The organism is Ruegeria sp. AB5 (assembly GCF_056542645.1).
In genome coordinates this window covers 1-22,088 of sequence record NZ_JBQGAE010000001.1, presented here as the reverse complement: position 1 = coordinate 22,088, position 22,088 = coordinate 1, and the positions used below count along the sequence as shown (strand labels likewise).

The 22,088-nt window shown below is 55.9% G+C and carries 20 protein-coding genes; 18 read left to right on the top strand and 2 right to left on the bottom strand.

Annotated features, from left to right (window positions below; genetic code table 11):
- Positions 1–97: 97 nt before the first annotated feature.
- The 3 genes from topA to ACR0L4_RS00090 all read left to right on the top strand — a co-directional run bounded on the left by topA (position 98) and on the right by ACR0L4_RS00090 (position 4,178).
- Positions 98–2,719 carry a type I DNA topoisomerase gene (topA, locus tag ACR0L4_RS00100; RefSeq protein WP_480509659.1) on the top strand — a complete coding sequence of 874 codons (2,622 nt, stop codon included), beginning with the start codon at positions 98–100 and terminating at the stop codon, positions 2,717–2,719.
- A gap of 128 nt (positions 2,720–2,847) precedes the next feature.
- Positions 2,848–3,552: a CoA transferase subunit A gene (locus ACR0L4_RS00095; protein WP_170753243.1), complete on the top strand. Its 705-nt coding sequence runs from the start codon at positions 2,848–2,850 to the stop codon at positions 3,550–3,552.
- Complete coding sequence (locus ACR0L4_RS00090; RefSeq protein ID WP_170753245.1) at positions 3,552–4,178, top strand: 3-oxoacid CoA-transferase subunit B; 627 nt, start codon at positions 3,552–3,554, stop codon at positions 4,176–4,178. Before ACR0L4_RS00095 ends, ACR0L4_RS00090 begins: the two co-directional genes overlap by 1 nt.
- A 40-nt stretch (positions 4,179–4,218) precedes the next feature.
- Here ACR0L4_RS00090 and ACR0L4_RS00085 read toward each other — a convergent pair whose 3' ends face one another.
- Positions 4,219–5,085, bottom strand: a complete 867-nt coding sequence (locus ACR0L4_RS00085) for a lytic transglycosylase domain-containing protein (protein WP_170753248.1) — start codon at positions 5,083–5,085, stop codon at positions 4,219–4,221.
- A gap of 354 nt (positions 5,086–5,439) precedes the next feature.
- Between ACR0L4_RS00085 and ACR0L4_RS00080 the strand changes: the two genes are divergently transcribed.
- From ACR0L4_RS00080 to pdeM, 15 genes are all read left to right on the top strand, one after another.
- A complete protein-coding gene (locus tag ACR0L4_RS00080) occupies positions 5,440–5,673 on the top strand; it encodes a Flp family type IVb pilin (protein WP_480509656.1) in 234 nt (77 codons plus the stop codon).
- A gap of 308 nt (positions 5,674–5,981) precedes the next feature.
- Positions 5,982–6,182, top strand: a complete 201-nt coding sequence (locus ACR0L4_RS00075) for a hypothetical protein (RefSeq protein WP_480509654.1) — start codon at positions 5,982–5,984, stop codon at positions 6,180–6,182.
- Positions 6,183–6,429: 247 nt separating this feature from the next.
- Entirely contained in the window at positions 6,430–7,317 is an 888-nt protein-coding gene (cpaB, locus tag ACR0L4_RS00070) for a Flp pilus assembly protein CpaB (protein WP_480509652.1), read from the top strand.
- Positions 7,318–7,512: 195 nt separating this feature from the next.
- Positions 7,513–8,919: a type II and III secretion system protein family protein gene (locus tag ACR0L4_RS00065; RefSeq protein ID WP_480509650.1), complete on the top strand. Its 1,407-nt coding sequence runs from the start codon at positions 7,513–7,515 to the stop codon at positions 8,917–8,919.
- A gap of 17 nt (positions 8,920–8,936) precedes the next feature.
- Positions 8,937–9,560, top strand: a complete 624-nt coding sequence (locus ACR0L4_RS00060; protein ID WP_170753255.1) for an OmpA family protein — start codon at positions 8,937–8,939, stop codon at positions 9,558–9,560.
- A gap of 200 nt (positions 9,561–9,760) precedes the next feature.
- The gene (locus ACR0L4_RS00055) at positions 9,761–10,999 is read left to right on the top strand and encodes an AAA family ATPase (protein WP_170753257.1); all 1,239 of its coding nucleotides are present in this window, start codon (positions 9,761–9,763) and stop codon (positions 10,997–10,999) included.
- A 24-nt stretch (positions 11,000–11,023) separates the two neighbouring features.
- Positions 11,024–12,466 (top strand): TadA family conjugal transfer-associated ATPase, encoded by a 1,443-nt coding sequence (locus ACR0L4_RS00050; RefSeq protein WP_480509647.1) that lies wholly within the window; start codon positions 11,024–11,026, stop codon positions 12,464–12,466.
- A gap of 11 nt (positions 12,467–12,477) precedes the next feature.
- On the top strand, positions 12,478–13,446 hold the full coding sequence (locus ACR0L4_RS00045) for a type II secretion system F family protein (RefSeq protein WP_170753262.1): 969 nt from the start codon (positions 12,478–12,480) through the stop codon (positions 13,444–13,446).
- Between the two features lie 10 nt (positions 13,447–13,456).
- Positions 13,457–14,431: a type II secretion system F family protein gene (locus ACR0L4_RS00040; protein WP_170753264.1), complete on the top strand. Its 975-nt coding sequence runs from the start codon at positions 13,457–13,459 to the stop codon at positions 14,429–14,431.
- Between the two features lie 52 nt (positions 14,432–14,483).
- Positions 14,484–15,023: a tetratricopeptide repeat protein gene (locus ACR0L4_RS00035; RefSeq protein WP_480509645.1), complete on the top strand. Its 540-nt coding sequence runs from the start codon at positions 14,484–14,486 to the stop codon at positions 15,021–15,023.
- Between the two features lie 29 nt (positions 15,024–15,052).
- The gene (locus ACR0L4_RS00030) at positions 15,053–15,904 is read left to right on the top strand and encodes a tetratricopeptide repeat protein (protein WP_170753266.1); all 852 of its coding nucleotides are present in this window, start codon (positions 15,053–15,055) and stop codon (positions 15,902–15,904) included.
- A 9-nt stretch (positions 15,905–15,913) separates the two neighbouring features.
- Positions 15,914–16,459, top strand: a complete 546-nt coding sequence (locus ACR0L4_RS00025; protein WP_170753298.1) for a prepilin peptidase — start codon at positions 15,914–15,916, stop codon at positions 16,457–16,459.
- A 117-nt stretch (positions 16,460–16,576) separates the two neighbouring features.
- A complete protein-coding gene (locus ACR0L4_RS00020) occupies positions 16,577–17,884 on the top strand; it encodes an ATPase (protein WP_170753269.1) in 1,308 nt (435 codons plus the stop codon).
- 40 nt (positions 17,885–17,924) lie between these two features.
- Positions 17,925–20,336 carry a ligase-associated DNA damage response DEXH box helicase gene (locus tag ACR0L4_RS00015; RefSeq protein WP_480509642.1) on the top strand — a complete coding sequence of 804 codons (2,412 nt, stop codon included), beginning with the start codon at positions 17,925–17,927 and terminating at the stop codon, positions 20,334–20,336.
- A 41-nt stretch (positions 20,337–20,377) separates the two neighbouring features.
- Entirely contained in the window at positions 20,378–21,040 is a 663-nt protein-coding gene (pdeM, locus tag ACR0L4_RS00010; RefSeq protein WP_480509640.1) for a ligase-associated DNA damage response endonuclease PdeM, read from the top strand.
- A 2-nt stretch (positions 21,041–21,042) separates the two neighbouring features.
- On the opposite strand, the gene ACR0L4_RS00005 is transcribed toward pdeM, so the two are convergent.
- Positions 21,043–21,789, bottom strand: a complete 747-nt coding sequence (locus tag ACR0L4_RS00005) for a LytTR family DNA-binding domain-containing protein (RefSeq protein WP_480509638.1) — start codon at positions 21,787–21,789, stop codon at positions 21,043–21,045.
- Positions 21,790–22,088: the final 299 nt, after the last annotated feature.

Here is a 22,088-nt window from a genome sequence, read left to right as displayed (position 1 = left end):
GTTTGTTCAAAGGAACGCATTGACAATTCGATCTTGCCGCACACATTTTGCACGGCCATACAAAGCGCAAAGTCCGTCGAGCGAGGATTCCCCATAAATGCCCGTAGTTGTTGTAGAATCTCCGGCCAAAGCAAAAACGATCAATAAATACCTTGGCCCGGACTACACGGTTCTGGCCTCATACGGCCATGTGCGGGACCTGCCTCCGAAGGACGGATCGGTCGATCCGGACCAAGAATTTTCCATGAAATGGGAAGTTGGCAACGACAGCCGCAAGCATGTCAAAGCCATTGCCGACGCACTCAAGGAAGACAACGCCCTGATCCTCGCCACCGACCCTGATCGTGAGGGCGAGGCGATCAGTTGGCACCTGCAGGAAGCACTGACCAAACGCCGCTCGATCAAGAAGGATACCCCGGTCAGCCGGGTGACTTTTAACGCGATCACCAAAGAGGCCGTAACCCAAGCGATGCAGAACCCGCGTCAGGTCGATATGCCCCTGGTCGAAGCGTATTTGGCCCGCCGGGCGCTGGACTATCTGGTTGGGTTCAACCTGTCTCCGGTTCTCTGGCGCAAACTGCCCGGCGCGAAATCCGCGGGCCGGGTGCAATCGGTTTGCCTGCGCCTGATCGTCGAACGCGAAATGGAAATTGAAGCTTTTAAGCCAGTGGAATATTGGTCGGTCAGGGCTCTGTTCGAGACGCCGCGCGGTCAAACCTACGAGGCACGGCTGGTCACTTTAGCTGGGAAAAAGCTGGACAAGCATGATCTGGCCAACGTGACGCAGGCTGAATTGGCGGTTCAAGCGATCACCAGCCGTGCGCTCAGCGTGGCCTCGGTCGAGGCTAAGCCAGCTGCGCGCAATCCCAGCGCACCCTTCATGACGTCGACCCTACAGCAAGAGGCCAGCCGCAAGTTCGGCATGGGTGCCCGCCACGCGATGCAAGTGGCGCAGCGTCTCTATGAGGCCGGCTACATCACATATATGCGTACCGACGGCATCGACATGGCATCCGAAGCCGTGGCTGCGGCCCGCGACGCCATCGCCGAACGTTATGGCAGCGAATACGTGCCCGACAGCCCGCGCATGTATAAGAACAAGGCGAAGAATGCGCAGGAAGCGCATGAGTGTATTCGCCCCACTGACATGTCGCGCGATGCCAAGGCGCTGAAAGTGACCGATGAGGATCAGCGCAAGCTTTATGATCTGATCTGGAAGCGCACCATCGCCTGTCAGATGGCCGCGGCCCGGTTGGAACGGACCACAGTTGAGATCGGCAGCGATGATGGTCAGGTCGGCCTGCGTGCGACAGGTCAGGTGGTTCTGTTTGATGGGTTCATGCGTGTCTACGAGGAAGGCCGCGATGACGTGGCCGATGATGACGAAAAGCGCCTGCCGCAGATCATGCAGGGCGATCCAGCGCCCTTTGCCAAGACCTCGCTGAAGGATCAGTTTGCGAAAGCAGACGACAAGGCTGCGATCCTGTCTGACAACGAATCCGTTCTGGCGTTGCAACACCACACACAACCTCCGCCACGCTATACCGAGGCCACGCTGGTTAAACGGATGGAAGAGCTTGGGATCGGGCGCCCCTCGACCTATGCTTCGATCGTGACCACGATTCAGGATCGCGAATATGTGCGCAAAGACAAAAATCGCCTGATTCCCGAAGAAAAGGGGCGGATCGTGACGATCTTCCTGCTGAATTTCTTCCGGCAGTATGTCGGCTATGAATTCACGGCCAATCTGGAAGAGGAGCTGGACGACGTCAGCGCCGGAGGTCGTGACTACAAGGACTTGCTGGGCAAGTTCTGGCGCGATTTCTCGGCTGCAATTGGGGAAACGTCCGAGCTACGTATCTCCGAAGTGCTGGACAAGCTGGACGAGGCACTGGCCCCACAACTCTATCCGCCCCGCGAGGATGGGTCTGATCCGCGTATCTGCCCGAAATGCGGTGTTGGGCAACTGCATCTGAAAACCTCTCGCACCGGCGGTTTCGTTGGGTGCGGCAACTATCCCGAATGTACCTATACCCGCCCCATCGCCGGGGAAGGCGCGGAAGGCGACGAACGGCTGCTGGGCGAGGACGCGGGCGATGAGATTTGGCTGAAGTCAGGTCGTTTTGGACCTTACGTTCAGCGAGGGGAACCCACGCCTGAGAACAAGAAACCTCCACGCGCGTCCCTGCCTCGCGGGTGGAGCAAGGACGACATGGACCTGGAAAAAGCGCTGACCTTGCTGTCCCTGCCCCGCCAGATCGGCGAACACCCCGAGGGTGGCATGATCAGCTCGAATTTCGGGCGGTTTGGCCCCTACCTGATGCACCAATTGCCGGATGAGGCGAAACCGATCTACGCCAACCTCAAAGATCCCAACGATGTGTTCGAAATCGGCATGAACCGCGCCGTTGAACTGCTGGCGGAAAAGCGTGCCAACCCTGGGCGTGGACGCCGCGCCGCCGCGAAACCCTTGAAGGAACTTGGCGCGCATCCTGATGGCGGCGCAATGCAGGTTCTCGACGGGCGTTATGGTCCTTATGTAAAATGGGAAAAGGTCAACGCCACCATTCCCAAGGACATCAAACCTGAAGATGTGACGCAGGAAATGGCCATCGAACTGGTCAACGAACGCGCCACCAAGACGGGGACGAAAAAGAAAGCCGCAGCCAGGAAAAAACCTGCGGCCAAGAAGACAACCAAAAAGGCCGCGACAAAGTAGCGGAAAGGCCCGGCGCTACGCCGGGCTTTTGTCTTTAGGTAGAAATACCAGCCCCCTACCCTTTCGTTGACTTCCCCTTGGCGTGTCGGCAAAACCGGCCCATCACCATGTCATTGGGGGAGTTTTCCATGAAGAAAATCTATGCCAATGCCACCGAAGCGCTCGACGGGGTGTTGACGGATGGCATGATGATCGCCGCAGGTGGTTTCGGCCTGTGCGGCATCCCAGAACTGTTGCTGGACGCAATCAAAGACTCCGGCGCTCAAGACCTGACCTTTGCCTCGAACAACGCGGGCGTTGACGATTTCGGCATCGGCATCCTGCTGCAGACCAAGCAGGTCAAGAAGATGATCAGCTCATATGTCGGCGAGAATGCGGAATTCATGCGTCAGTACCTGGCCGGAGAGCTTGAGCTAGAGTTCAACCCGCAAGGCACTCTGGCCGAGCGCATGCGCGCCGGTGGCGCCGGTATTCCTGGCTTCTATACCAAGACGGGTGTTGGCACGGTGATTGCCGACGGCAAAGAGCACAAGGACTTCAACGGCGAAACCTATATCATGGAAGAAGGCATCTTTGCCGATCTGGCCATTGTGAAGGCCTGGAAAGCAGATGACACCGGCAACCTGATTTTCCGCAAGACCGCGCGCAACTTCAACGTGCCTGCTGCGACCTGCGGCAAGATCTGTGTGGCCGAGGTTGAAGAAATCGTCCCGCGCGGCTCACTTGACCCGGATGCGATCCACTTACCCGGTATTTATGTGCATCGCATCATTCAGGGCGATCACGAAAAGCGCATTGAACAGCGCACCACCCGCAAGAAGGAAGACGCATAATGCCTTGGGACCGCAATCAGATGGCCGCACGCGCGGCAGATGAACTGGAAGACGGCATGTATGTAAACCTCGGGATCGGCATTCCGACCTTGGTGGCGAATTACGTGGGTGACAAGGACATTACATTGCAGTCCGAAAACGGGATGCTGGGTATGGGCCCCTTCCCGTTCGAAGGCGAAGAAGACCCCGATCTGATCAACGCCGGAAAGCAGACGATCACCGAACTGTCCCGCACTGCCTATTTCGACAGTGCCACCTCATTCGCCATGATCCGGGGCGGCAAGATTGCTGCCGCCGTTCTGGGCGCGATGGAAGTGGATGAAGAAGGCGACCTTGCCAACTGGATGATTCCCGGCGTTCTGGTCAAAGGCATGGGCGGCGCGATGGACCTGGTGGCCGGTGTGGGCCGCGTGATCGTTGTCATGGACCACACCAACAAGCACGGAAAGTCCAAGTTGCTGAAGAAATGCACCCTCCCGTTGACTGGCAAGAAGGTCGTCAACCGCATTATTACCAATCTGGGCGTACTGGACGTGGTTGAGGGCGGGTTGAAAATCGTCGAGATCGCGCAAGGCGTCACGGAAGATGAGATTCGCGCAGCGACCGAGGCGACGATCGTCAACTGATCCGAGATTGGCAGGGTCGGCCTTACGTGGCGGGCCCTGTTCAGTTCAGAGTCTGGAAGACGCACCCGTCTGAAACGAATACGGGTGGCGTCGCACAAAGCGCGCGCGCGACCTGAAAAGCAGCCAGGACCTTGGGCACGTAGTCCCTCGTCTCGGCGTAAGGTGGTACGCCGCTGTGCTTGCGCACTGCGCCTTCTCCGGCATTGTAGCCAGCCAGAACCAGAATGGGGTCATTGCCAAACTCTCCCATTAGCCAGTCGAGGTATTTTACCCCGCCCGAAATATTCTGGGACGGCTGGAAACTATCCTGCACCCCAAATCGCTCGGCCGTTGCAGGCATAAGCTGCATCAATCCTTGCGCACCCGCTGAACTGACCGCATTCGAACGCCCGGCGGATTCAACCGAGATAACAGCCAGAACCAGGGCGGGTGAGACATTGGTGCCAATTGTCGAGCGCAGGATTTCCCGCCCCTGATCCTCAACGATACCCTGCAGGGTTTGTAAACGCGGGGTCGAGACACTGGTCGCGGCCAAAGCATTGATTGCAGCCTCCAGGCGCCCTGGACCAGCTTGCGTAAGCTCCGGCGATACTTTGTCCCAAAACGCCGTGTGCGCGCCTTTCGGCGGTGCCTTGGCGGCGAGTTCGGGCGCATTCGCCGGGGGTACCTTGGTTCTGGCAATGATTTCTGGCACCACCAATTCTGTGCCGGTGCTGGGCGCAAAGGGGCGCGCAGCATGCTCTTCCGGAGATATCTGGATGGTAATGCGGGGGCGCTGACCCGGCTGAGGGGCCTTGATCCGTTTATACACGCCGCGTGGCTCCAATGCCTCGGACTGCACTGTTTCTGGTGCGCATGTGAGAAACGCCAATACGCCGGCGCATTTAAGTGCGTCCCGGAGATACATTTTGCCTGCCTCTTGTTTTCGTTTTAGGAGATTTGAAACCCGAATCTTCCCGCAAGACCAGAAAAACAAAGCGAAATGGGGCAATTTTGCCTCATTTGCCGTAAATTTGCATCGCCAAGGCGTAGAGCGGATCGGTTGGTTTGATTTATTTACGTTATTTTTCAATGTGTTACGGAATTCGTGACCAAAAAGTTAAGTGTACAGAAAAAAAATCGCCGTTTGGCCCAATTCCTGCCACGCACAACAGGCAAACATAGTGCCATACCGAGACGATCGGGAGCGGACTGAGAGAGAAAGCTCTGGAAGACGCCGAGGTTTAGAAGACTTTTTTAGATCCTTTAGGAGGGACGTAACATGATCAAGTTCATCAAGAACTTCCGCAAAGACGAAGACGGCGCAGTAACAGTTGACTGGGTCGTTCTGACCGCAGCAGTCATCGGCCTGGCCGCCGTTGCATACAACCAGATTGAAAGCGGTGCCAGCGATCTGGCAGGCGACGTGAACACTGCACTGAGCGGCGCAACAATCACTCTGCCAGGCGCTGGTGGTACTGGTGGTACCGCTGGTACTGGTAATACCACTCCTTAAGTTGAGTGTATGAACGCTAAGACTTTCCAAATCCAATCAATTTGGATCGAGCCGCGCCCTTTTGGGCGTGGCTTTTCATTTGAAAAGCGGCGGCATTTCAACTTACCCCCCTCAAACGAAATTGGCGAATAAAAAACTTGGCGCTTACCCTTGTATTAGTCAAAAAAACTAGAAATTTAGGCGAACTTGGCAAGTTGACGCCTCAATTGCGCCACGCACAGGAAGTATCAATTTTGAAAGACAATAGCTGATCGGCACGCCCGTCAAATCCAGGCCGTGAAAGTTTATCGAGACCCCAAAGGTAAAGCATGAAACATTACATTAGACATATTTTAAGCGACGAAGCCGGGGCTGTAACGGTTGATTGGGTAGTGATGTCTGCTGCAGTCATAGGTCTTTCAGGTGCAATTTATGTCACTCTGGCAAATGGCAACGAAGAACTTGGTGGCTCTATCAACAGTGCCCTTTCCTCGTACAATGTAAGCGCGGTACCTACGGCTGGCGACTAGTTAATCTTCCTCTGAACTTCGTAGCCTTCCACTTGAGCTTTTTCGCTTAGCATCGACTCTTGGTGTTTTTAAGTGCCCAGCCTCTGGCTCGGCACTTTTTCTGTAGCAAGGTCCACCGGTCGCACGTAGAAAAAATCAAGGATTTGTCCCATTTTTCGACACAATTCTGGTTTACCAAAAAATCTGTTTCACAATAGTTCTGATGCCATTCACGGCCTGAACCAACAAACTAGTACGAGGTGTATGCATGCGAGCGGTTTTCGGACTTGTCCTGATTGTCGGGGTCGCGTTGGCCGGGGGCGCTGTTTACATGGCGCGCAATTACATTTCAGCATATCAGCAAGAGCTCGCCCGAGAACGGCAAGCTGCCGCTGCGGCCCTTGAGAATGCAAAAGTAGAGGTGATCCCCACCGTCAGCGTGATCGTGTCCAATCGGTCTCTGAAATATGGTGAAAAGCTGAACCAAGACGATGTCCGTGTTGTGGACTGGCCGGAAAACGCCATTCCAGAAGGCAGCTTTACCGATATATCCGTCCTCTTCCCGGAAGACGAAAACAAAGATCGCTTTGTTCTGCGGGCCATGGAAAAAGATGAGGCGTTGATGGCCGTCAAGATTACCGAGCCAGGAAAAGGGGCTGGACTGACGTCGCAATTGGAGAAAGGTATGCGCGCCTTTGCCATTCGCGTCGACGTCGCATCGGGAGTTTCAGGGTTCTTGCGCCCAGGAGATTTTGTCGATGTCTACTGGACTGGATCCCGTCGCGGTTCCGGAAATGGAGCAGATGGTGAAGTTACCCGCTTGATCCAGCCAAGAGTGCAACTCATCGCTGTTGACCAGATCGCCGGCAGTGATCTGACCGGGGCAACCATTGCCAGAACCATCACGGTGGCCGTCTCGCGAGAACAGGTTGCCGTCCTTACACAGGGCCAGAAGACAGGTAGCTTGACCCTTGCCCTTGTCGGCATTCAGGATGACTCGGTGGCGTCCGAGGTTATCGAAATTGACCAGCGCGCGCTGTTGGGGGTTGAAGACGCTGTCCCGGTCCCGCAACAAATCGAACAACCGGTTTGCAAAACGCGCATTCGCCGCGGCGGCAGTGAGATCGCAGACAGCGTGATTGCTTGCACAAACTGACGCCAATTCAGAGTGTTACGAGGTCTGAGCCGCGCTCCAAGCGCGGCTCAGTTGTTTTTGAATGTTGCCAATTGCCCACATAAGGAAAATTCCAGAAACCCTTGATTATTGCAATAAAATCGGTTTTCGCGCAGTGTTCCGTACCATAGGGCATAAGACCCGTAAAAACGAGGCGTGATCGGAGAGGCAGGTCACATGACAATACGTTCCTGGATCAGCGCAACCCTGCTGGGGTTGTCGTTTATTGTGGGCCCGGTCGGCGATGCCGCCTGGGCTGAAACTCTTCGCGTGGTTAAGAAAGGCACTGTGGAAACACTGGACGTGCCGATCAATCGCGCAATTGTGGTTGAAAGCGAACAGCCGTTTGCTGAGTTGAGCATTGCCAATGCTGGCATCGCCGACATTTCTTCACTTTCAGACCGAACAATCTATGTACTTGGCAAGGCCCCGGGCCTGACCACATTGACGCTGTTTGACGGGGCCGGCATGCTGCTGGCGAATGTCCGCGTACGCGTCGCGCCTGATGTGACCGAATTCAAAGAGCGTCTGCGTCAGATTCTACCCAACGAACCTATCGAGGTGCGCACAGCCAATGATGGTATTGTGCTGTCCGGCACAATCTCGAGCGCAGCCAAACTGGCCCGAGCACTAGAGCTCGCAGAACGTTACGCGCCTGAACGGGTTTCGAACCTGATGTCGGTTGGTGGAGTTCAGCAAGTGATGCTGAAAGTACGCTTTGCCGAAATGAACCGGTCAGTGGCAAAAAGCCTGTCGGCTTCGCTGGGTTTCGGTGGCGGAGACGTGACGGCAGGCTTCAATAGCTTGAACAATCAGATTTCTCTGAATAACGCTCTTGCCAACAATATACCGGTCACGCAAACCAATACAGGCGCAATCCTGTTTGGGTTTGGCGCCGGGTCCACTCAGGTACGACTGCTTCTGGAAGCCCTTGAGACCAAAGGACTTGCCCGCAGTCTGGCCGAACCCAACCTGTCGGCACTTTCAGGTCAGCAAGCGACATTTCTGGCAGGTGGCGAAGTTCCGATTCCGGTTCCCGCTGAGGACGGGGTTGTCGCAATCGAATACCGAGCATTCGGTGTTGAAATTGACTTTATCCCGCGCGTGGTCGATGGCGATCTGATCAACCTTGAACTGGGAACTGCGGTTTCAAGCATCGACACGTCGTCAGACTTTACGATAAACGGCGATTCTGTCCCGAGCTTCATTACCCGCCAAACCACAACCACCATCGAACTTCGCGATGGAGAAAGTTTTGCCATCGCTGGCTTGATCCAGGATGACTTTACGGACCTCAGCAATCAGGTTCCATGGTTGGGCGACGTCCCGGTTCTGGGCGCACTGTTCCGCAGTGCCGAATATCAGCGAGAGCAAAGCGAGCTTGTGATCATCATTACCGCACATCTGGTATCGCCAACCCGTGGGGAAACGCTTGCCCTGCCAACTGATCGCGTCAAACCGCCCAGCGAATTTGACCTGTTCATCAACGGTAGGGTTGCGCGGACGGAACGTGCGGGTGCAGGTGGTGCATCCGAAGTGGCCAGACAGGACTTTGGCAGTTCCTACGGCTACATCCTGGATTGATGAGGAGGATAGGACCAATGAACAAGTGGATACTCACATTAGGTCTCTCGGTCGCTGTCGCCGCCTGTACACGTGAGGCCGGGTACGAGATCGATGCCGGGACCTTTGGCAACGCGACCCTTAACAATGCGCAGGTCATGAACGGTGAATTGACCTACGCGCAGATTCTCACCCGAAGATTCGCCGCTGAGGTGCCAAGCCAGGTAAATTTCGCGTTCAACAGTTCTCAGCTGGATGCATCCGCTCAACGAATCTTGTTGCAGCAGGCGGATTGGATCAAACAATTTCCTGAGGCGCGGTTCCGTGTCTACGGCCATACTGATGCGGTCGGTTCGGTCAGCTATAACAAGAGCCTCGGCCTGCGTCGGGCGCAATCTGTTGTCACCTTCCTGGTACAGCAAGGCATATCACGCTCACGTCTGGAGGCCGTTGTTTCCTTCGGCAAGAGCCAGCCTTTGATTGCGACACAGAACCGCGATCGGCGCAACCGGCGAACCGTAACCGAAGTTTCCGGCTTCGTCGGTCGTGCGCCACAAACACTTGACGGCAAGTACGCCAGAATCATCTACCGCGAATACGTACAAAGCGCGACGACTGCTGCACAGATTCAGGCAGTAACCGCTCAGGATGCCGGTGGATAATCACCATGTAACGGGCGACATCGTCGCCCGTTTCCCTACAATTGGTTCTTTTGCGCCAAATTCTCGCCCAAGTTCCATTGGACATTGTGAACAATAGGGTGACCTGCGGCCTGAATTGACCGCAATAGGGCGACAGCAAATCTGCCCGAGCGTATTGCGTTCGCATGAAATGCCAGGCCCTTTCGACGAGGATTGTGTTTATGAGCAGCGCGACGCCGCAAGACAACGACTCCGCCATTCTGGCCTGCACGATCAGCCGTGATGTCCAGAATTTCGATCTGTTGATCGAAGACATGGAAGCGGTATTGGGTGAGCGTTGGGGCGATCTGGGTTTCGCCGAAGCTTTGGCTTTCTTCAGCCAACCCGAAGCAAATTCACTACAATTTGTTGCTTTGGCCATTGATGGAGAAGACGAAGACAATCTTTCTCTGATGGGAGAGATCATCGCTCAGGCCAAGGACAAGAGTATCAAGGTCGTACTGATTGCCGAGGACGTGACACCGGCCTCGCTGCACCAGTTGCTACGCAAAGGCGCGGATGAATTTGTCCCCTACCCCCTGCCGGAAGGTGAATTGCAGGAAGCAATTGACCGGATGAACAAACCTGATCCTGTTATCGCGGCGCAAGCTGCAGCCGCAGCAACACTGGCCGGGGGCGAATCAAAGGAAGGCGCGCTGTTTGTTGTTCAGGGCCTGGCCGGAGGCGTAGGCGCAACCACATTGGCGGTAAACCTCGCCTGGGAACTTGCCAACGTATCAGAGAAGGAGACGCCATCCGTTTGTCTGATCGATCTGGACCTTCAATACGGAACGGTTTCAACGTATTTGGATCTGCCCCGTCGTGAAACCGTTTTTGAGATGCTGTCTGATACAGCGTCAATGGATGACGAGGTTTTCTCGCAAGCCCTTCAAACCTTTGAGGAAAAGCTCCAGGTCCTGACCGCACCATCCGACATGGTTCCACTGGATTTGATCACACCAGAGGACATTCAGCGCGTGATCGACACTGCGCGGACGCATTTTGACTATGTGATTGTGGATATGCCCAAAACGCTGGTGCTGTGGTCGGAAACCGTGCTGCAAGCCGCGCACGTTTACTTTGCGTTGATTGAACTGGATATGCGCTCGGCTCAGAACGCGTTGCGCCTCAAGCGCGCGCTGCAAGCCGAAGAGCTTCCGTTCAACAAACTGCGTTTTGCCCTGAACCGGGCTCCGAAATTCACTGATCTGAATGGCAAGGGCCGCGTCAAACGTATGGGCGAAAGCCTTGGTATCTCAATCGACCTGCTCCTGCCCGATGGTGGAAAGCCGGTGATGCAAAGCGGCGATCATGGTCTGCCACTGGCCAGTTCAGCGGCTAAAAACCCGCTGCGTCGTGAAATCGCCAAGCTTGCGAAATCGCTGCATAGCCTTGGCAGCAACGACGCCGAGGCCGCGTAACATCATCCCGAGGGGGGAGCCGTCATGTTTTCAAGATACAAAAAACAGCCTGATGCACAGCCGGTTCAGGCACCGGTCAAAGCCCCCGAGGCCGAACAAACTGCTGCTCCGGCCGCGCCCACTGCAACAGCTGTAGCCAGAAAACCCAGCCAGAAAAAGTCAGCCGAGGCCGCCGGATCGGACCGGGACCGCAAGCGCAAAGAACGTTTGGGTGAGATCAAGATTGAGCTGCACCGCGAATTGCTGGAAAACCTGAATCTGGCGGCGCTTGAAAATGCCGGCGAAGCAGAGCTGAGAGCCGAGATCAGCGCGATTGCCAGCGAAGTCCTTGAAGCTAAAAGCATTGTCCTGAACCGTGAAGACCGGACTCAGCTGAACAAGGAACTGTATGACGAAGTCACAGGACTCGGTCCCCTTGAGACTTTGCTTCAGGACGACAGCGTCAACGATATTCTGGTGAATGGACCACAGCAGATCTTTGTGGAACGCGCCGGCAAGCTGGAAATCAGCGACGTCACGTTCAAAGATGAAAAGCACCTGATGCGGATCATCGACAAGATCGTATCCGCCGTAGGTCGTCGTGTTGATGAATCCAACCCATATGTGGACGCCCGCCTTGCCGATGGCTCACGTTTCAACGCGATGGTTCCGCCGATTGCCGTTGATGGGTCGTTGGTTTCGATTCGTAAATTCAAGAAAGACAAGCTTGGTATAGACGATCTGGTGAACTTCGGGGCATTTACCGAAGAAATGGCCGCTTATCTGCAAGCTGCTGTTTCAACCCGACTGAACATTATCGTGTCGGGTGGTACCGGGTCCGGTAAAACGACCACTCTGAACGCCTTGTCCAGCTTTATCGACGACGCCGAGCGTATCCTGACGATCGAGGATACGGCGGAACTTCAATTGCAGCAGACCCATGTGGGACGAATGGAAAGCCGCCCGCCCAACGTGGAAGGCAAAGGCGAGGTCAGTCCCCGTGACTGTCTGAAAAACGCTCTGCGTATGCGTCCCGACCGCATTATCGTGGGCGAGACGCGCGGCGCCGAGGTGATCGACATGCTGCAGGCCATGAACACAGGCCACGACGGCTCGATGACCACTATCCACGCCAACTCGGCCCGCGACGGAATTTCACGTCTGGAAAACATGATCGCGATGGCCGGGATCGAGATGCCGATCAAGGCGGTTCGCAGTCAGATTTCAAGCGCTGTGAACCTGATCGTGCAGGCCAGCCGCCTGCAGGACGGTTCGCGCCGCATGACATCGATCACCGAGATCACGGGTATGGAAGGCGATGTCATTTCGATGCAGGAAATCTTTAGATTTCAGCGCGTTGGATTGACGCCCGACAACAAGATCATTGGTCACTTTACCGCCACCGGCGTGCGCAGCCACTTTTCCGAGCGGTTCCGTCTGTGGGGCTTTGACTTGCCCTCGTCCATCTACGACACAACCACAATGTAGGAGAGTCAGACATGCAATTGCCGACAGAGGCACTGATTTATGTCGCCATCTTCGTAGGTGTCCTGGCCCTTGTGGAAGGCATCTATCTTGTGGCGTTTGGCAAATCCATCAGCCTGAACAGCCGGGTCAACCGCCGGTTGGATATGCTCGACAAAGGCGTAGGTCGTGAGCAGGTTCTGGAACAGCTGCGCAAGGAAATGCAGCAGCATATGAAGTCGCAGAGCATTCCTCTGTACTCGCTTTTGGCCGACAAGGCCCAGAAGGCGGCCATTGCGTTTTCTCCCAGACAACTGATCATGATCATGGGTCTTGTTTCGGCTATGGCCTTTCTGGGGCTCAGCATAGGCACCGCCACGGACCCGCTTTTGCGCGCAGCGATCTCGGTTGCGTTGGGGATTGGTGGCGTTTTCTTGTGGGTCAGCCGCAAAGCCAGCAAACGCATGAACATGATCGAAGAACAATTGCCTGATGCCGTTGAACTGATGGTGCGGTCGCTTCGCGTCGGCAACCCATTTGTGTCATCTGTTCAGATCGCAGCCAACGAGGTTCAGGATCCACTGGGCACCGAGTTTGGCATTATCGCCGACGAATGCGCCTACGGGCGTGACGTTGGTGAGGCGCTCAAGGAAATGGCCGAAAGACTGGATATGCAGGATATGCGCTTCCTTGCGGTTGCCGTGGGCATCCAGCAGCAATCCGGCGGCAATCTGGCCGAGATTCTGGCGGGTCTTGCCCAGGTGATCCGCGCCCGTTTCCGCCTGTTCCGCCGTGTAAAGGCCATCACCGCCGAAGCACAGTGGTCTGGTAAGTTCCTGTCCGGCTTCCCCGTCGCTTGTTTGATTTTCATTCTGGTAAAATCGCCAGACTATTATGACGAGGTTCTGGACCACCCGTGGTTCATTCCGGCCTGTTTTGTTGTCGGCATAATGCTGACGCTGAACCTGATCGTCATGAAGATCATCACCAACATCAAGGTCTGAGGTCGGTCTTATGGAATTCCTTGCCCCTATCAACGATTTGCTAACACAGCACCTAGGAGAGTTCGGCCCCCTGATCGTGGTCGGGGTGTTGGGTGTTATCATGGTCGCTGTTGCGATCCTCATGATGGTCAACCAGCCTGAGGACCCACTGAAAAAGCTACAACGCAACAATGCAGCGCCCAAGAAACAGAAAAAGTCAAAAAAAGACCAACTGCGCCAGAGCGGTCGGAATGAGCAGCTCGAAAAGTTCGCAACATTCCTTGAGCCAAAGAACGAAGAGGAATTGTCAGCGGTTCAGCTGACCATGCGGCAGGCTGGATATCAATCCAAGGACGCGGTGCGTTTCTACCATTTTGCTCAGTTTGCGTTGGGAATCATCGGTCTCTTACTCGGCGTTCTTTGGGTGACTGTGTTTTCTGGTGGTCAGGAATTTACCGGCACCCAGCTTCTGATCCGTGTGCTCGTCCCCGGTGGAGTTGGTTATTTCATCCCGAAATACTGGATTACTCGCCGCGTCGAAGAACGGAAAGAGGCCATAACCTCGGCCTTCCCGGATACACTTGACTTGATGCTGGTCTGTGTCGAGGCCGGGCAATCTCTGGATCAGGCGATCGTGCGTGTGGCTTCGGAAATGAAAAGCTCGTACCCTGAAATTTCCAAAGAGTTCGAGATCGTTGCTTACGAGATGAAAGCCGGCAAAGACAAAGACACCGTTTTGCGCGACTTTGGGACACGGTGCGGAGTTCAGGATGTGAGCGCTTTCGTGACTGTAATGATCCAGTCGGCGACATTTGGTACATCCATTGCCGAAGCTCTGCGGGTCTATGCTGCGGAAATGCGGGACAAGCGCGTGATGCGCGCGGAAGAGGCAGCAAACAAGTTGCCCACCAAGATGACTCTGGTCACAATGACGCTGACAGTGCCACCGCTTCTGATTATCCTGGTGGGACCGTCTGCGAACGTCATTTCGACTTTCGGAGGGTAATGTAAGATCGATGACGCTAACCGGCCGGAGCGCCCCTTGCGGGCTTCGCCGTATGTTTCAGGCCATCATGGTTTTTGCCATGGTGGCTTCCTGCACTGAAGGCAGTCTGTCAGACAATCTTGACGCGCCGGGCATTGATCCAAATGCGCAGGCCGAAGACAGCATCACCGTCGGCAATCGCCTGATGGCCGCTGGCGAGTACGAGTTGGCTTTGGACAGTTTCACCCGCGCCGCACTGGATCAGGGGATGACACCGCAGGTTCTGACTTCATTGGGCACCGCAAACCTGGGATTGGGGCGCCTGGGCCAGGCTGAACCCCTGTTGCGCCGCGCCGTCGAAGATGACACAGACTGGCCGATCGCCTGGAACAATCTGGGGGTCCTGCTGATGGAAACACAGCAATACCCCGAGGCGGTACAGGTCTTTCGCCGGGCCTTTGCGTTGGACAATGGCGAAAGTGACGCAATCCGGGACAATCTGCGCTTAGCTATCGCAAAAATGGAAAATCCTGTTAATAATACCGATCAAGAACAAGAATATACGCTGGAACAGCTTGGCGACGGGCAATTTTCGCTGCGCAAAATCCAGTAACCGAGGCAAGAGCAGTAAAGGACGCAAAAATGCGCCACCAATTCTTGATTCCATCATTCGTTGCCGCCGGGCTGATCCTCTCTGCCTGCGCGAAAGAAACCGAAGAGGAAAAGGTCGAACGCACCTTTCAGGAAGTAAACGTTATTGACGAAACAAACCTGAACGAAGTGCTTCTGACCGCCGCCGACCCAAATGAGGCCGTCACCTATTTCCACAATGCAGCCGCGAAGAATCCGGACCGGATCGATCTGCAACGCGGGCTGGCAATCTCGTTGGGGCGGGCCAAACGCACCACCGAGGCAGCAACTGCCTGGAAGCGGGTCACAACCATGGAAGGTACAAATGCAGCCGACCGTGTTGAATACGCCGACGCACTGGTGCGCAACGGCGATTGGGACAAGGCCAAGTCGGTTCTGGATTCGGTTCCTCCGACTTTTGAAACGTTCAAGCGCTACCGGCTTGAAGCTGTTGTCGCGGATTCTCGCAAGGATTGGAAACGGGCGGATCACTTCTATGAAACCGCCGTTGGTCTGACCACACGCCCAGGCGGTGTGATGAACAACTGGGGGTATTCCAAGCTGACTCGTGGCCAATATGCAGACGCAGAGCGACTGTTCACAGAAGCGATCCAACAGGATAAAACGCTGTTTACGGCAAAGAACAATCTGGTTCTGGCCCGGTCCGCACAGGGAAATTACAGCTTGCCGGTGGTTCCCATGACCCAGGTCGAACGCGCGCGCCTGTTGAATACGATGGCGATATCTGCCGTAAAACAGGGCGATGTCACGACGGGAAAGAACCTGCTGCGCGAAGCGATCTCGACCCATCCACAACACTATGATGAGGCAGTCCGCTCATTGCGCGCGCTTGAGGAAAGCTAACAGATGGTCATGGCCATTCCGGCGTTTGCGGCGGCCTGGTTTCTGCCCTTTGTGCTGCCAATCTGCTTTTACGTCGCCTTCACGGATCTGCGTGAGATGAAGATCAAGAACCACGCCGTGATGGCGCTGGTGGCAGTCTTCGTCGTTGTTGGGCTTTTTGTCCTGCCGCCATGGTCGACCGGGTTGATCAGCGGAAAAATCGGACCGCTGTCGGTCGCCCTACCAATCTATGTTTGGCAGGTTTTGCAGATCGTCATCGTTTTGCTGATTGGCATCGTGCTGAATGCTGCGGGCGTTATGGGGGCCGGTGATTCAAAGTTTCTGGCTGCAGCCGCGCCGTTTGTCTGGTTGCAGGACACCATGGTTCTGATGGCTATTCTGACAGCCTGTCTTCTGGGCGCCTTCGCAACCCATCGTCTGGCAAAGTACACCCGATTGCGCACCATCGCACCACATTGGGAAAGCTGGGACAGGGGAAAGAAGTTCCCCATGGGACTGACACTGTCCGGTACGTTGGCCATGTATCTGATTCTAGGTACTGTTCTCGGATCGTAAACTATCATCAGCGCGCCTTGCCGCTGCCTTGGTCCCGCCACAAAGCTGCGCCAGATTTCCCACAAGTTGCCCGTCACAGGGCATTTGGTGTGACATTTGGACAGACGAGCCGCGCTCATGAATATGCAGACCTCCTCCGTTATGGCACCCCCTGCCCCGAAGGGTTTGGGTGAAATGAAGCTCCCGCTGGTGATGATGCGGGATATTCTGCTGAAGACCATCTTTCGCAAGAATGCCAGCACTGTGAGCGAAGTCGCCGAGGCCATTTGTCTGCCCGGCGCTGTTACGCAGGAACTGATCGACATGGCACGCGAGCAGAGACTGCTCGAGGCGACCGGAACACTGAACGCCAATAGTGGCAATGAGATGGGATATCAGCTCACCGATGCCGGGAAGGCACGAGCCTTGGATGCGTTAAGCCAGTCTGAGTATTTTGGCGCCATGCCGGTGCCGCTAGAGGTGTATCGCGAACAGGTAAAACGCCAGTCGATCCGCAACATTCAGGTGACGCGCGATCAGTTGGTCAGTGCGATGGGGCACCTGGTTTTGCCAGACAGCCTTCTGGATCACTTGGGTCCCGCGGTCAGCGCGGGCCGGTCGATCCTGATGTATGGCCCTCCGGGCAATGGTAAATCTTCGATCTCGAACGGTATCCGCGATGCGTTGGGTGACAATGTCTATGTCCCATACGCAATTGAATATGCCGGCCAGGTGATCACCGTTTATGACCCGATCGTGCATAATGCGATCGAACAAGAGGCCGACGATCCCAACAGCCTGCGCCGCCGCAAACGGTTCGACACACGCTATGTTCAGTGTGAACGCCCGACCGTGGTGACCGGTGGTGAATTGTCACTGAGCATGCTGGATCTGGTCTACAACCCTACCGCGCGGACCTATCAGGCCCCGCTGCAGCTGAAATCGACCGGTGGCATCTTTATCGTGGACGACCTTGGCCGACAGGCCGAACCGCCACAGGCGCTGGTCAACCGCTGGATTGTTCCGCTGGAAGAGAACAAGGATATCCTTGGCCTGCAGTCAGGTGAAAAGTTCGAGGTACCCTTTGACACCCTGGTCATCTTCTCGACCAACTTCCACCCGAATGAAATCTTCGACCAGGCGGCCCTGCGCCGGATTTTCTTCAAGATCAAGATCGATGGCCCCAATCAGGAGAACTTCCTGAAAATCTTTGCCATGGTGGCCCGCAAGCGCGGTATGCCACTGGAAGAGGCCGCTCTGGTTCACCTCTTGAAGGTCAAATACCCGACCATCGACAACATCTATGCGAATTATCAACCGATCTTCCTGATCGATCAGATGATCTCGATCTGCGAATTCGAAGGTATCCCCTATCAGATGAGTCCTGAGCTGATTGACCGAGCCTGGGCCAACATGTTCGTCAAGGACGAGAAAATCGTCAAATAACGCTGTGCCAATTTAGTGCCAACACGGCTAATCTGCGCCCATGACGCAGATTCCCGCCCGGATCAGCAATTGGTTCAGTGCCAAGGGCTGGTCCATCCACCCCCATCAGCAGGACATGTTCGACCGGGCAACAGACCCGGCAACCCTTCTGATTGCCCCAACCGGAGGCGGCAAGACGATGGCCGGATTTCTGCCATCTCTGGCTGAACTGTCCGAGGGCCAGCACAACGGGCTGCATACGATCTATGTCTCGCCACTGAAAGCGCTGGCGGCAGATATCAAGCGCAACCTGCGGACACCTGTTGAAGAGATCGGTCTGCCCATTCGTATTGAGGACCGCACCGGCGATACCTCGGCCACACAAAAGAAACGCCAGCGGGCCGACCCGCCCCACATCTTGCTGACAACGCCTGAGAGTCTGGCTTTGTTGACCTCGTACGAAGACGCCCCGCGCATGTTTGACGGGGTACAGCGCGTGATTGTGGATGAAATTCACGCGCTCGCGGAAAGCAAACGCGGGGATCAGTTGATGCTGGCACTGGCGCGATTGCAAACCCTGTGTCCCGATCTTCGACGGGTCGGTCTTTCAGCCACGGTCGAAGATCCGGCAGCCATCGCGCGCTTTCTGGCACGGCACCCGGACCCGTGTCAGATCATTCAGGCCGATCCGGGACCCGACCCGGACATTGCAATGCTGGAAACAGCCGAAATGCCCCCGTGGTCAGGCGGTGGTGCGGCCTATGCAATTCCGGCGGTGTTGGACCAAGTCCGGCGACACAAGACAACCCTGATTTTCCACAACACCCGCGCGCAGGCCGAAATTTTCTTTCATAATCTGTGGCTTGCCAATGAAGACGGCCTGCCTATCGGCATTCATCACGGCAGTCTCGACAGGCAACAGCGCGAACGTGTCGAGGCCGCCATGGTTCGCGGCGATCTGCGCGCCATTGTCTGCACCGGGTCTCTGGATCTGGGTATCGACTGGGGCGATGTCGATCTGGTGATTCAAATCGGTGCGCCCAAAAACGTCAAACGGCTGGTGCAAAGGATCGGTCGCGCGAACCACCGCTACAACGCGCCCTCAAAAGCACTGCTGGTGCCCGCGAACCGGTTCGAAGTGGTAGAATGCGTCGCAGCGTTGGAGGCTGCGAAAGCCCATGAGCTGGACGGTGATCCGCGCGGCCCAGGCCCCCGAGACGTGTTGTGCCAGCATATCCTGATTGGCGCTGCGGCTGGACCATTCGACGCCGATACCATGTTCTTGGAAATGACATCTGCAGGGCCGTATGCCGGTCTGACCCGTCCGGAATTCGACGCCTGTCTGGATTTCTGCGCAACCGGCGGATACGCCCTGCGCGCCTATGACAGATGGCAGCGACTGCAACAACGCCACGATGGCTTTTGGCAGCTGCGGGACCCTCGCGCCGCTGCTCGCGTCCGTATGAATCTGGGCACAATTCAGGACACCGATACGCTGAAGGTCCGGCTCAAGCGCAACCGGGGCGGCAAACCTCTGGGTGAGGTCGAGGAAGCCTTTGCCGCCTCTCTTTCTCCTGGGGATACATTTCTGATTGGCGGTCAGATCGTGCGCTACGAAGGGCTGCGCGAAATGGTGGTCGAAGTCAGCAGCCGGGCCGACAAAAAACCCAAGATCGCCACTTTCGCAGGCACAAAATTCGCAACCTCCACCCAACTGAGCGACCGTATCCTGCGCATGTTTACCCAGCCGGACTGGCCTCAATTGCCGCGTCACACCGCTGAATGGCTGGCGTTGCAACGGGATATGTCCCGGCTGCCTCAGCGAGATCGACTGCTGATCGAGAGTTTTCCAAATGATGGGCGCGAACATCTGTGTGTCTATGGGTTCGCGGGGCGCAACGCGCAGCAGACGCTTGGCCTGTTGCTGACCAAGCGGATGGAAGAGACGGGTCTTGCTCCGCTGGGCTTTGTTGCGACGGACTACGCTACATTGATCTGGGGCCTGGATGCTGTCACGGATCCTTCCCCCCTGTTCCGTCTGCAAGCGCTGCGCGAGGGGTTGGACACGTGGCTGGCAGGCAATGCGGTGATGAAACGCACCTTTCGTGCCTCTGCGACAATCGCAGGATTGATCGAACGCAACATGGGTGGACAACGCAAAAGCGGGAGGCAAGCAACGTTTTCGTCCGATATCCTCTATGACACCCTTCTAAAATACGATCCCGACCATCTGCTGATGCAGATCACCCGCGAAGAAGCCATGCGTGGATTGGTCGATTTTGGGCGGATAGAAGACATGGTCAAACGCATCGGAGACCAAATTGATCTGGTCAGGCTGGACCGCGTTTCACCGCTGGCGGCGCCTTTGTTTCTGGAAGTCGGGAAAATACCTGTAAAGGGCGCGGCCGAAGAACGGTTGCTGGCCGAAGAAAGTACACGGCTTTTGCAGAGCGCCGGGTTGGATGCGCTCTGATCCATCTTGCGCAGACGTCAAAAACACGCGAAGAACGGACCATGAACAGTATCGAGTTTTCCTTTGCCGGGCAGCTTCTGAGGGCATTGTCCTCAGGTGCGCTCTGGTGGCCGGCACAGCGGTTGCTGTGCGTGTCGGATCTGCATCTTGGAAAGTCCGAACGGATGGCACGGCGCGGTGGCGCAATCCTGCCCCCATATGACAGCCTTGATACGCTGGACAAGCTGGCCGCCGACATTGACCAAACAGTCGCTGAGACCGTCGTCTGTCTGGGTGACAGTTTCGATGATCTCGACGCCTCCCTGTCGCTGACAGCCTCCGAGAAACTGCGTATTACAACCCTACAAGCAGGCCGGCGTTGGATTTGGATAGAAGGAAATCACGATCCCGCTCCGATAGAACTGGGTGGCATGCATCTGGCCGAATGGGCCTGCGCGGCTTTGACCTTCCGCCACATTTCAGGATCGGGAAGGCAGGGCGAGGTGTCCGGGCACTACCATCCAAAGGCCACGTTGCGCGTCCGCGGTCGCGCCATCACCCGACCGGCCTTTTTACTGGATGAGCAAAAATTGATTCTGCCAGCCTACGGCACGTATACCGGGGGTTTGCGCAGCTCGGACCATGCATTGGCCAAGCTGTTGGCACCGGGTGCCATGGCAATTCTAACAGGTCCAAACCCGCAAATGATCCCGATGCCACGCTAGGATCAGATCAGGCCGTCCTGTTCCAGCATGGGTCTGTATTTCCGGCTGACAGGAACAAGATCACCATTGACCAGACGCAGCCAAAGTTTGCCATTCGATTTCTTGACGCCGGCAATCGCCGCATCTGTCACCCAATGCGACCGATGCGAGCAATGACCGGGCACCGGTTCCATCTCGTCGATTGCATCAGTAAAACGTGAACGAATGGTATAGACGCCTTCGGACGTGACAACATCCACGTTATGATCTCGTACCGTCAGGCGGTAGATTTCACCTTGGAAAGTGGATGGAAGACGGCGGGTCAGGCGCGGTGTCGCCTCGGCCTCAGGCTCATCCTCGACCCCGCGCCAGTCGACGCGACGTATCAACAACAAACCTGTCGCGAACAAGACCCCGTAGTTGGCAACCGTCGCCAGCGCAGGTGCCATATGCCCGTCCCAGGTAAACAAAAGCCACGCCAAAACCCAAAGAGACGGTGTGAACAGGGCAAGGATCACAGCCACATATGCAAGATCACGCACAGGCATTTTCATCAAAACCCGGTTTTCGTAAGTCACTTTTCGAGCCAACCAGATCGCAGTCAACGCCAGAACCATGACCCCGGCCCAAAATACCAAGCAAAGAGAAAAAGACAGGTCCGCAGCCAGAAAAGGTGGAAAGGCGTAGGCGAGCAAAGGCAGGAACACAACACCCGCAACCACGCGTTGCGGCGTGCATTGAGTGCGCAAGATTTCGAACTTTGACGTCATACCCACAAATCAACCGCCAAAACCCAAACGGCCTCTTTCGGACGGTCATTACTTTACATCGTAACCGACTGGAAAATAACAGGTATCACGAAAAATCGAACAATCAAACCCAATTTTCGGTGAGCAGTGCCGCTCAACGCTCGACTCTGCAACCCTGCGCAGCAACCGGCAGGCATTGGGGGATATGTGCCGACCCTGAAAATTCGGGCCGGCATTTAGTATCACGCGGTTAGGCCTTCTGGTTCTGGCAGTTGGTTTGCGCGGCAGCAGGCGGTGAGTGTGTTGGCCAGCAGGCAGGC

What these genes read in the sequence shown, in the direction of transcription:
- topA (WP_480509659.1), top strand. Translation starts at nt 98, where the DNA reads ATGCCCGTAGTTGTTGTAGAATCTCCGGCCAAAGCAAAAACGATCAAT.
- ACR0L4_RS00095 (WP_170753243.1), top strand. Translation starts at nt 2,848, where the DNA reads ATGAAGAAAATCTATGCCAATGCCACCGAAGCGCTCGACGGGGTGTTG.
- ACR0L4_RS00090 (WP_170753245.1), top strand. Translation starts at nt 3,552, where the DNA reads ATGCCTTGGGACCGCAATCAGATGGCCGCACGCGCGGCAGATGAACTG.
- ACR0L4_RS00085 (WP_170753248.1), bottom strand. Translation starts at nt 5,085, where the DNA reads ATGTATCTCCGGGACGCACTTAAATGCGCCGGCGTATTGGCGTTTCTC.
- ACR0L4_RS00080 (WP_480509656.1), top strand. Translation starts at nt 5,440, where the DNA reads ATGATCAAGTTCATCAAGAACTTCCGCAAAGACGAAGACGGCGCAGTA.
- ACR0L4_RS00075 (WP_480509654.1), top strand. Translation starts at nt 5,982, where the DNA reads ATGAAACATTACATTAGACATATTTTAAGCGACGAAGCCGGGGCTGTA.
- cpaB (WP_480509652.1), top strand. Translation starts at nt 6,430, where the DNA reads ATGCGAGCGGTTTTCGGACTTGTCCTGATTGTCGGGGTCGCGTTGGCC.
- ACR0L4_RS00065 (WP_480509650.1), top strand. Translation starts at nt 7,513, where the DNA reads ATGACAATACGTTCCTGGATCAGCGCAACCCTGCTGGGGTTGTCGTTT.
- ACR0L4_RS00060 (WP_170753255.1), top strand. Translation starts at nt 8,937, where the DNA reads ATGAACAAGTGGATACTCACATTAGGTCTCTCGGTCGCTGTCGCCGCC.
- ACR0L4_RS00055 (WP_170753257.1), top strand. Translation starts at nt 9,761, where the DNA reads ATGAGCAGCGCGACGCCGCAAGACAACGACTCCGCCATTCTGGCCTGC.
- ACR0L4_RS00050 (WP_480509647.1), top strand. Translation starts at nt 11,024, where the DNA reads ATGTTTTCAAGATACAAAAAACAGCCTGATGCACAGCCGGTTCAGGCA.
- ACR0L4_RS00045 (WP_170753262.1), top strand. Translation starts at nt 12,478, where the DNA reads ATGCAATTGCCGACAGAGGCACTGATTTATGTCGCCATCTTCGTAGGT.
- ACR0L4_RS00040 (WP_170753264.1), top strand. Translation starts at nt 13,457, where the DNA reads ATGGAATTCCTTGCCCCTATCAACGATTTGCTAACACAGCACCTAGGA.
- ACR0L4_RS00035 (WP_480509645.1), top strand. Translation starts at nt 14,484, where the DNA reads ATGTTTCAGGCCATCATGGTTTTTGCCATGGTGGCTTCCTGCACTGAA.
- ACR0L4_RS00030 (WP_170753266.1), top strand. Translation starts at nt 15,053, where the DNA reads ATGCGCCACCAATTCTTGATTCCATCATTCGTTGCCGCCGGGCTGATC.
- ACR0L4_RS00025 (WP_170753298.1), top strand. Translation starts at nt 15,914, where the DNA reads ATGGCCATTCCGGCGTTTGCGGCGGCCTGGTTTCTGCCCTTTGTGCTG.
- ACR0L4_RS00020 (WP_170753269.1), top strand. Translation starts at nt 16,577, where the DNA reads ATGAATATGCAGACCTCCTCCGTTATGGCACCCCCTGCCCCGAAGGGT.
- ACR0L4_RS00015 (WP_480509642.1), top strand. Translation starts at nt 17,925, where the DNA reads ATGACGCAGATTCCCGCCCGGATCAGCAATTGGTTCAGTGCCAAGGGC.
- pdeM (WP_480509640.1), top strand. Translation starts at nt 20,378, where the DNA reads ATGAACAGTATCGAGTTTTCCTTTGCCGGGCAGCTTCTGAGGGCATTG.
- ACR0L4_RS00005 (WP_480509638.1), bottom strand. Translation starts at nt 21,789, where the DNA reads ATGACGTCAAAGTTCGAAATCTTGCGCACTCAATGCACGCCGCAACGC.